The sequence below is a fragment of the Methylobacterium sp. J-088 genome (genome assembly GCF_022829295.1).
GTDB lineage: Bacteria > Pseudomonadota > Alphaproteobacteria > Rhizobiales > Beijerinckiaceae > Methylobacterium.
The window spans coordinates 21,535-29,332 of sequence record NZ_JAKSYH010000164.1 but is presented as its reverse complement, the minus strand read 5'-3'; the positions used below and the strand labels follow the sequence as shown (position 1 = coordinate 29,332).

The 7,798-nt window shown below is 69.8% G+C and carries 9 protein-coding genes; 2 read left to right on the top strand and 7 right to left on the bottom strand.

What is annotated here, in order from left to right; genetic code table 11:
• Positions 1–557: 557 nt before the first annotated feature.
• Entirely contained in the window at positions 558–968 is a 411-nt protein-coding gene (locus MKK63_RS18125; protein ID WP_244004211.1) for a cupin domain-containing protein, read from the top strand.
• Positions 969–983: 15 nt separating this feature from the next.
• Here the strand turns inward: MKK63_RS18125 and MKK63_RS18120 are convergent, their stop codons facing one another.
• Both MKK63_RS18120 and MKK63_RS18115 read right to left on the bottom strand, forming a co-directional pair.
• A complete protein-coding gene (locus MKK63_RS18120; protein ID WP_409564529.1) occupies positions 984–1,514 on the bottom strand; it encodes a hypothetical protein in 531 nt (176 codons plus the stop codon).
• Positions 1,515–1,688: 174 nt separating this feature from the next.
• Complete coding sequence (locus MKK63_RS18115) at positions 1,689–2,003, bottom strand: hypothetical protein (RefSeq protein ID WP_244004207.1); 315 nt, start codon at positions 2,001–2,003, stop codon at positions 1,689–1,691.
• A 511-nt stretch (positions 2,004–2,514) separates the two neighbouring features.
• Here MKK63_RS18115 and MKK63_RS18110 point away from each other — a divergent pair.
• Positions 2,515–2,661 (top strand): DMT family transporter, encoded by a 147-nt coding sequence (locus MKK63_RS18110; RefSeq protein WP_244004205.1) that lies wholly within the window; start codon positions 2,515–2,517, stop codon positions 2,659–2,661.
• Between the two features lie 138 nt (positions 2,662–2,799).
• Here the strand turns inward: MKK63_RS18110 and MKK63_RS18105 are convergent, their stop codons facing one another.
• The 5 genes from MKK63_RS18105 to MKK63_RS18085 all read right to left on the bottom strand — a co-directional run bounded on the left by MKK63_RS18105 (position 2,800) and on the right by MKK63_RS18085 (position 7,791).
• The gene (locus MKK63_RS18105; protein ID WP_244004203.1) at positions 2,800–3,714 is read right to left on the bottom strand and encodes a manganese catalase family protein; all 915 of its coding nucleotides are present in this window, start codon (positions 3,712–3,714) and stop codon (positions 2,800–2,802) included.
• A 168-nt stretch (positions 3,715–3,882) separates the two neighbouring features.
• Positions 3,883–4,551 carry a class I SAM-dependent methyltransferase gene (locus MKK63_RS18100; RefSeq protein ID WP_244004201.1) on the bottom strand — a complete coding sequence of 223 codons (669 nt, stop codon included), beginning with the start codon at positions 4,549–4,551 and terminating at the stop codon, positions 3,883–3,885.
• 44 nt (positions 4,552–4,595) lie between these two features.
• Positions 4,596–5,666: a glycosyltransferase gene (locus tag MKK63_RS18095; RefSeq protein ID WP_244004199.1), complete on the bottom strand. Its 1,071-nt coding sequence runs from the start codon at positions 5,664–5,666 to the stop codon at positions 4,596–4,598.
• Positions 5,663–6,586, bottom strand: a complete 924-nt coding sequence (locus tag MKK63_RS18090; protein ID WP_244004197.1) for a glycosyltransferase family 2 protein — start codon at positions 6,584–6,586, stop codon at positions 5,663–5,665. Before MKK63_RS18090 ends, MKK63_RS18095 begins: the two co-directional genes overlap by 4 nt.
• A 41-nt stretch (positions 6,587–6,627) precedes the next feature.
• Positions 6,628–7,791 carry a glycosyltransferase gene (locus MKK63_RS18085; protein ID WP_244004196.1) on the bottom strand — a complete coding sequence of 388 codons (1,164 nt, stop codon included), beginning with the start codon at positions 7,789–7,791 and terminating at the stop codon, positions 6,628–6,630.
• Positions 7,792–7,798: the final 7 nt, after the last annotated feature.

The window sequence follows — 7,798 nt, the reverse complement described above, 5'->3', positions numbered from 1 at the left end:
CCGGACCCGCCTGAGCCTTCGAACGGGCACAGTTCGACGGCACCCCTGATCGGACGATCCTTGATCTCCGGTCCCGTGCATGTTCCCTGCAGTCCGTGCCTTCGTCCTCCAGCATCGGGAAGGCAGTGCGGTGCTCGCCTCGTCGGGCGCCTTCCTGCTCATCGTCTCCGTGTTCGCCGCCCTGCTGGGTTAGATCGGGCTGCGGCGGCCGAGATCCTGCCAGAGCGGGCCCAGGCCTCCTTCGAACAGGTGATGCGGCCCGGCCTCCCCTCTGGTTGTCTGGCGCCTCCCAAACCCCAATGGCATACTCAGCCCGCTCCGGTCTCCGGCGCGGGCTCTTTCGTGCCGGCCGGCCGTGGAACCGGTACGCGATGGCGGCCGAACAGAGCTCACGGCAGACATAAGTCCGGCGAGCGACTGCTTTCATCCGATCCGGCGGCCAATAAATATCCCGCAACCAGGCATTTACGGGTCGCCGGAACTGGGCACATCGTAACGGCTGCGCGTGACCGATCGTCAATCGGGACAAACAAGCGCGCGAACCCGAGGAGACGCCCATGCTGTCGAGACGAAGCTTCGTGAATTGTGCGCTCTGCGTGCTCTCGAGCGGCTTCACGGCCGTCGCGGTCGAGGCGCAGCCGGCCGGTCAAACCTCCGGCGTCACGCGCACGATCCTGAGCACCGAGGACTTGCCGGGCGGACATTACGTCGTCGTGCAGGTCGCCGCCGAAATCGCGCCCGGGGCGACCGTCGCACGCCATACGCATCCGGGGATCGAATCCTCGGTGATCCTGGCGGGCGAGGCGGAGTTGCTCGTCGACGGCCAGCCCAATCGCACGTTGCGGGCCGGCGACAGCTTTCAGGTTCCGGCCGTCACCCCGCACAGCCTGCGAAACGGCTCCGGATCGACGCGCGTGGCGGGAACCTACACGGTGGAGAAGGGCAAGCCCCTCGCGTCGCCGGCCTGAACCGACCGCGCCCGTTCAGGTGCCGAGACCGGAGGTCGGCCTCTGCGGCGGAAGCGGAGGTCGCACGATGCGGGATCCGGGCGGCGTCGGTTCGCGATCCCCGCTGACCGGCGCCTCGGATCCGGCCACCGAGTCCGCCGGCCGGGCCGGGCCCGGACCCTCGGCGTGCCGGGAATCGCCGACGCTGCGGGTCGCGCCGATGTCGCGGGACATGGTGGTGCCGCGGATCCTGCCGGTGTCGCTGGGCTCGGGAAGCGCGCATTGCTCGCCGCAATTGCTGACCACCGCGTCGTAGGCCTTGCCGGCGATCGCCGCCGAAACGACGCAGCGGGGCGGGTGATAGACCAGCTCGTACTGGAACTTGCCCTGATCGTCGGACTCGGTGCGGAATCGGCCGTCCAGCACCACCGGCATATGCGGCTGCTCGGTGGTGCCGACCACATAGAGCCGCCCGGTCGCAATCGCCGCGATGGTGATGTCGGAGGCCGCCCGTGCGGAGCCGCAGGCCAGCAAGGCCACCGCTCCTACGGCGGCGATCGGGATCACATGAGCCAACCGGCCAACCTCCTGACGCGCGTTCAACCTCGACGTATGGCCCCGTAATGGCCCTGACCGAGACGGCGACGCCACCCGCCCCGAACACCGCAACGAACATCCGGCGGGCTTTGCTCCATCGGGGCGGGCCTCCCGTAGGACGGACCTGCCCGCTCAACGCAGGCTTCAGGACCGCTTCACGGCGCCCAGGCTCCGCGTGAGTTGCACGACCACGTCATCGCCCTTTGAGGGTGCGATGGCTGTGACGGGCGGCTCGAAATCCTGCAGGCGTCGGGCGACCTCCATCACGACGTGCTCGACCGATGGTGGCCACGGCACCCCGTTATCCAGCAGCATCCGGGCTGCGCGGACGAGCATTCTGAACTGCTCGGGCGGGATCGACGCGCCCGCCACATGCTGATCGAGGATGCGATCGGCAATCGCCGCCGCCAGCCCGGCAACTTCAGCCATCTTGTCTGGCTCATCGCCGGTATCTGTCATGTGCGTGGGACCTTCGCCTCTGGCGCTGGGTTCGGATCCAACCCGGCCCCGGAGCGACCAAGCTCCGTGGTGCCGATCCGTGGACCGAAGCGCGCCGCGGGCGGTCGTACCGGAACGGGTCCGGGTGTGGTCGAGCCTGACGAGCGGCCGCACGTGCGCGTTATTACGGGACATGACCTCCGCAATTGTCCCCTGGTCAATAAACAGGCCCGGCGGCAGAGTTCAAGCTTCACCCTTCGGGCCGGGATGCGCTGGCGCTCCGAAGCCGCCGCCGCGGTGACCGGGCGCCGGGCATCCACGCCCGCCCCTCAGACAGAGGGGGGAGATGACTGCGGAGCGGGCGTGGAGGTCGAGCGCGGAGCCCGACGACCTTCAATAGCAAGAATTATGCAGTCCGGCCGGATCGCGCCTGCACCACGAAGCCCGGCCACGCACTCGAGCTGCCGGCGCGGGGCGTGACATCTGCGCCCGGGGCCGAAACTGTGCCGAGCCCGCGGCGGCTTGATCAGGCATGGGGTTCCTCTACGGTCTGACGGTTCTCGCCGGTGTCGCCAACGCCACCCAGCCCGGGCAGAACGCGAGGCTGTCCACATCGCTTGGCCAGCCTGTCACCGCCGCGCTGATGTCCGTAGGGGTGGCCTTCGTCGCCTTGTTCTGAACCGTACGGACTTGCCCGGGACTTGCCCGGGGCGGCGCCGAGCCGCCCGGTCTCGCCCTCTCCGCCGGTCAACGCAAGCCCTGCGTGGGCGCCCGCGTCACGGCAGGCGCCCACGATCGGGTGGGGATGGAAGGGCGCTCAGCGCCCCTTCTTGTAGAGCTTGCTGGCGATCTCGAAGATCTCCTCCGGGGCGTAATCCGGCGCGAACGCACCGTAATTGCCGTCCAGTTCCGGGATCTTGCCGCCCTCGGGATAGCCGTCCACCACCTCGAGATTGCCCGGCGGGTCGCCTGGCAGCGCCACCTCGTCGTTCGACCACACGCCAGCCGCCTCCTTGTAGTCCGACTCGCTGAACGTGTAGAGGCGGCGGTGCTTGCCCTCGTCGAGGTACTTCTGACACTCGGGGATGCGCGACAGGTCGATATTTGGCGTCGGCAGCATCTTCTCGATCTGCACCCCGGTGAGCTTCTTCAGCGCCAGGGCATAGGCGTGGGCGTGCAGCGAGCCGCGCACGAGCAGGTAGGCGCAGGTCTCACGCCCGGTTGGCTCCGACATGGTCTCGTAGACCCGCAGTTTGTGGATGCGCGCGCCACACTCCAGGTGGAAGTTGTGCAGGAGGTCGATGATCAGATTTCCCGTCGTCGTCACCATGTCCATGTTCCAGGACGCGGCGTTGGAATTCATCGGCATGGCGCCGCCGCCGTTCGACAGGAAGCTCCCGGCGAGCCGGATGTCCTGCATGTCTTCGAAGGGCGCCTTCGAGATATCGACGTTCGATTTCGGGTTGCCCGGGCCGTTGTTGAGCAGGGCGATGCCGGTCGAGACCAGTTCGACGTGGCCGATCTCCTCAGCGAAGATGCTCGACACCAGGCTGTAGAACGGCCGCAGCTTCTCCTTGTTGCGGAAATTGAAGCTCTGGAACATGTAGTTGCCGAGGGTCGACATCTCGCCGTACTTGCCGCCAAGCAGCTCCTGCAGGGCGGCGGCGGCGTTCGGCTCGGGCTTCTTCGGCTCGGGGAGTTCCGTCAGTAGGCGGTCGATCTTCATGAACATGCGAGCGGCTCCACAGCGCGGGGTGCGCATGAGGGCATCTGCTTGAGGGGAGCGATCGTTCCTGCCCGATCGCACCACGGCCGCGTATTCTGCCACGCTCGGCCTGTTCGCCACGACGGCGCAGGCCGGAGGCGCCTCGACCGCCGGTGATGACCGGCGGCCTGCGCGCTATTCCGGCTTCACGAATTTGCACTTGCCCCGGTGCGACCACGGACCGGCGACGCCAAACTCGGCGCAGAAGGCATCCACGGCCCGGGTTACCCCCGGGAAGCGGCCGCCGAGCCGGTCGTAATCGTCGGCGATGAACAGGCCGCCGGGTCGCAGGACCGGCCACCACGCCCGCAAATCGGCGGCCACCGATGCTTCCTCGTGGCCGGCATCGAGATGGATCACGTCGGCGCTCACGCCGCGCAGGCGCATCAGCTCCGCGGCGTTCACGGAGTCCAGGGGCAGCGGCACCACCCGATCGGCCATGCCCGCGCGCAGGACGTTGGCCAGGAAGGTCCGGTAGAGGCTCGGGAAGCCGTGCTCGGTGCGGAGTTCCGCGAAGAGGCCCGCATCGGCCCAATGGTCGACGGCCCCGAGCCACGTGTCGACCGCGACGATCGTGCCGTCGATGCCGCGCTCGGCCAAGGTGCGGGCGAGGTAGAGGGCGCTCGCCCCCTTCCAGGTTCCGATCTCGACGATGACGGCCGGGCGAAGATCGATCACCGCTTCCTCCAGGTAGGGATGGATGCTGCGCCAGCCCTGGAGATCGGCGGGACGCAGATCCGCTGGCGGGTCGGCGAAGGGGTCGCGGCCGTGCCACAGGGCAGCGATGAGGTCCTGTCGGGTCATGGTTGGGCTCGGGCTCAGGAGCGCACGCGACGGTGCGGATTGTTTCAGGGTGCGGTCGCCGCCCCAGCCCGGGCTTGCGCGTAGAGTGCCTCGCAGCGGTCGAGCCAGCGCGCGCGGGTGAACAGCCGCTGGACGCGCGCGTGCGGGATCGGCCTCGGGATCGCGAGCGCCGCATCGATGGCGCGGGCGAGGTCGTCCGCGTCGCCCGGCGCCGCGAGGGAGCCGGCCTCCCCGACGATTTCCGGGACGCCGCCCCGGGCGAAGCCCGCGACCGGCACGCCGCAGGCCATCGCCTCGACCGCTGCGAGCCCGAACGGCTCGTCCCAGCACGGCGTGGTCAGGAACACGGAGGCGCGGCCGACCTCGGCGGCGAGGGCGGCGCCACCGAGCCGGCCGCCGTAGCGGATCGTGCCGCCGAGCAGTGGCGCGACCTGCGCATCCCAGTAATCGGGCTCCTCGATCGGGCCGAACAGGGTCAGCGGCAGCCCGGCCCGGCGCGCCGCCGCGATCGCGTGATGGGCACCCTTGTCCGGCGCAATCCGCGCGCACCAGACGGCGCTGCCGTCGCCGCGCGACTGGTAGGGCCAGGCGGCGGGATCGACGCCGTTGTGGAGCACCGAGGCATGCCGGGGCGCCCCGTCCGGCCACCATGCGTCGCGTTGCGCCTGCGACGTGGCGGTGATCCGGTGTCCCGCGGCGGGGCTCGCCTGCACGAACCAGCGCAGGGCGTCGAAGGGTGGCACGTGCAGAGACGTGACGGTGGGTATGGCGGCGGTGCGCCATGGTTCCAGGGGCAGGCGGCTCAGGCTGTTGTTGTGGAGTACGTCAAAACCCCCGGCGGCGATCCGGTCGCAGGCGGACGCATAACCGGCGTCGAGATGATCCTTCAGACCCGCATCGCCGCGGTGCTCCAGGCCGGCGTGACTCCGCTCGTGGTGGACCGGGATCACGGGATCCAGGGCGAAGCGCCGGTCGCTGTCGCCGGAGGCGAACAGCACGACATGGTGGCCGCGGGCCGTGAGGCCGTCCACGAGGTTCCAGGTGTAGGCTTCGAGGCCGCCCGCGAAGGGCGGGGCGATCGGGTGACGGAGATGGGCGAGGAGCGCGATCCTCACGCCGTCACCGGCGCGGGCTCGTTCGCCCGGGCCTCAATCGTGCGGATCACCGAGGCTGAATTGGTGTAGGGCTGGTGGCCCTGCTGTCCGGTCAGCGCGAGATCATCGGCGTCGGGCCGGCGCAGGATGCGGATCGGCCGGTCGGGCGTGTCGTCGATCAGGCCCATCACCTTGAAGGCGTAGAGCCAGTGGCCCATGGTGCGGTAGCCCCACTTGGCCTCGAACAATTCGGCGTTGCGCACCACGCTGTCGAGGTGATGGACCGGCGGCATGTGGTGCGGGTGGTACTGGTGATAGGCGCGGGCGCCCTTCATCCAGGCGATCGGGATGCCGCTCCGGTCGAGGAGCTTGCCGAAGTCGGTGTCCTCGCCGCCGTAGCCGGTATAGCGCTCGTCGAAGCCGCCGGTCGCCAGGAAGGTGTCCCGCCGGATCGCGAAGTTGAGCGACCAGAAGCAGCGGTAATCGTTGCAGATCTCGATGCCGGCGGCCGGCGGGCCCCGGCGGTCGGAATGCCTCTCAGCCACGGCGTCGAGCCCGTCGTAGTCCCAGGCGCCGGTCGTGGCGTGCTCGGGCAGATGCAGCACCTCGCCCATCAGGAGCCCGTCGAGTTCGGCGAGCCCCCGCGCGTAATCGGCAACGAGATCGGGCGCGGGGATGCAATCGACGTCGAGGAAGGCCACGGCATCGCCGGATGCCGCCGCAACGCCGCGGTTGCGCGCGGCCGCGAGCTGCAAGTCGCGGCCCGGCACGAGGATCTGGTGCACCGGAAAGCCGACAGCGGGCAGGTCGTAGGGTGCGTCCTGCATGACCGCGACGATGAATTCGGCGGGGGCTTGCGTCTGGCGTTCCAGGCCGAGGAGCACGTTGCGCAGGTGGGCCGGACGCCCCTTCGCGAGGGTCACGACGGAGACGGTGGACATGCGGCGCTGAGGCTCCGATGGGGTCGGGGGAGGGGCGGCGTTCATTCGGCCGCGACGGTCCGGAGCGGTTCGAACTCGGGGCGCGGTGCGGGTTCGGCCCCGGCGGGTCCGAGGTCCCAGAGCGCGTCGGTCAGCCCTTCGAGCCAACCAGCGGCGCGGGCGGCCGCCTCGGGGGCGTACAGGTCGCGCAGGGCGGCCCCGTCGAGGCGGCGTGCGCAGGCCAGGAGGTCGCGCCAGCCCTGGAGATCGCCCGGCCAGACGGGGGCCTGCACGGCGGCGCCGAGGCGGACCAGGGCCTCGGCCTTGCGGGTCTGTTCAGCGAAGTAGCGCCATTCCGGCATCACGATCAAACGGCCGCCGACCCGGGCGACCTCGTGGACCGTATTGTCGCCCGCCGAGGCGATCACGATGTCGGCGGCGGCGAGGTAATCGGTCACCGAGGCGACCCAGCCGAGTTCGCGCAGATTGGAAAAATCGGTCTCGTGGCCCTCACGGTGGGTCGGCCCGAGGGTGAGCCACAGGGCATCCGGCGCGGCCCGGGCCGCGACCGTGAGCGGCGCGTAGGGCGTGCCGCTGCCGCCGCCGCCGGTCACCGCCACGACAATCTCACGGGCGGGGTCGAGGCCGAGCTTTGTGCGGGCCTCGGCGCGCTCCGGCACCCGGTCGACGGTCGTGCTCAGGCCGCCGCTGTAGAAGGTCTTGGCGCGCAGGCGCGCCGGGTAATCGTCCTGCTCCAGGCGTTCGTCGAAGGGGGCGAGCATCCCGACGCAGGCCTCGTAGGCGCCGACATGGCCGATATCGGAGCGGTCGCCATGCATGCGGATCTGCACCGCCGGCACGCTGGCGATGCGGGCGAGCAGCGCGATCTCCGCCGAGACGTCGACCACGAACAGGCCGACATCGCGCGTGTCCAAGTGGTCGAGGATGGTCCGCATGGTCCGGCGCATCGCGGTCAGGCCCAGGGGGACGCAGTGCATCACCTGCGGGGTCGGCTCGGCGAAGAGGCGCGCGGTCGGCACCGCGGCGCCGATCATGTTGGGCAAAGCCACGATCTCGATGTCGCGGGTGAAGCCGTCGAACAGGCTCGGATCCGCGGTCAGGACCGAGACCGGCCGGTCTCGGCTGAATTCGGTGGCCAAAGCCATCGTGCGGTTGGCGTGGCCGCGGCCCTGGTGATGGACGAAGAACGCGATCGGCTTCTTCATGGCGGTC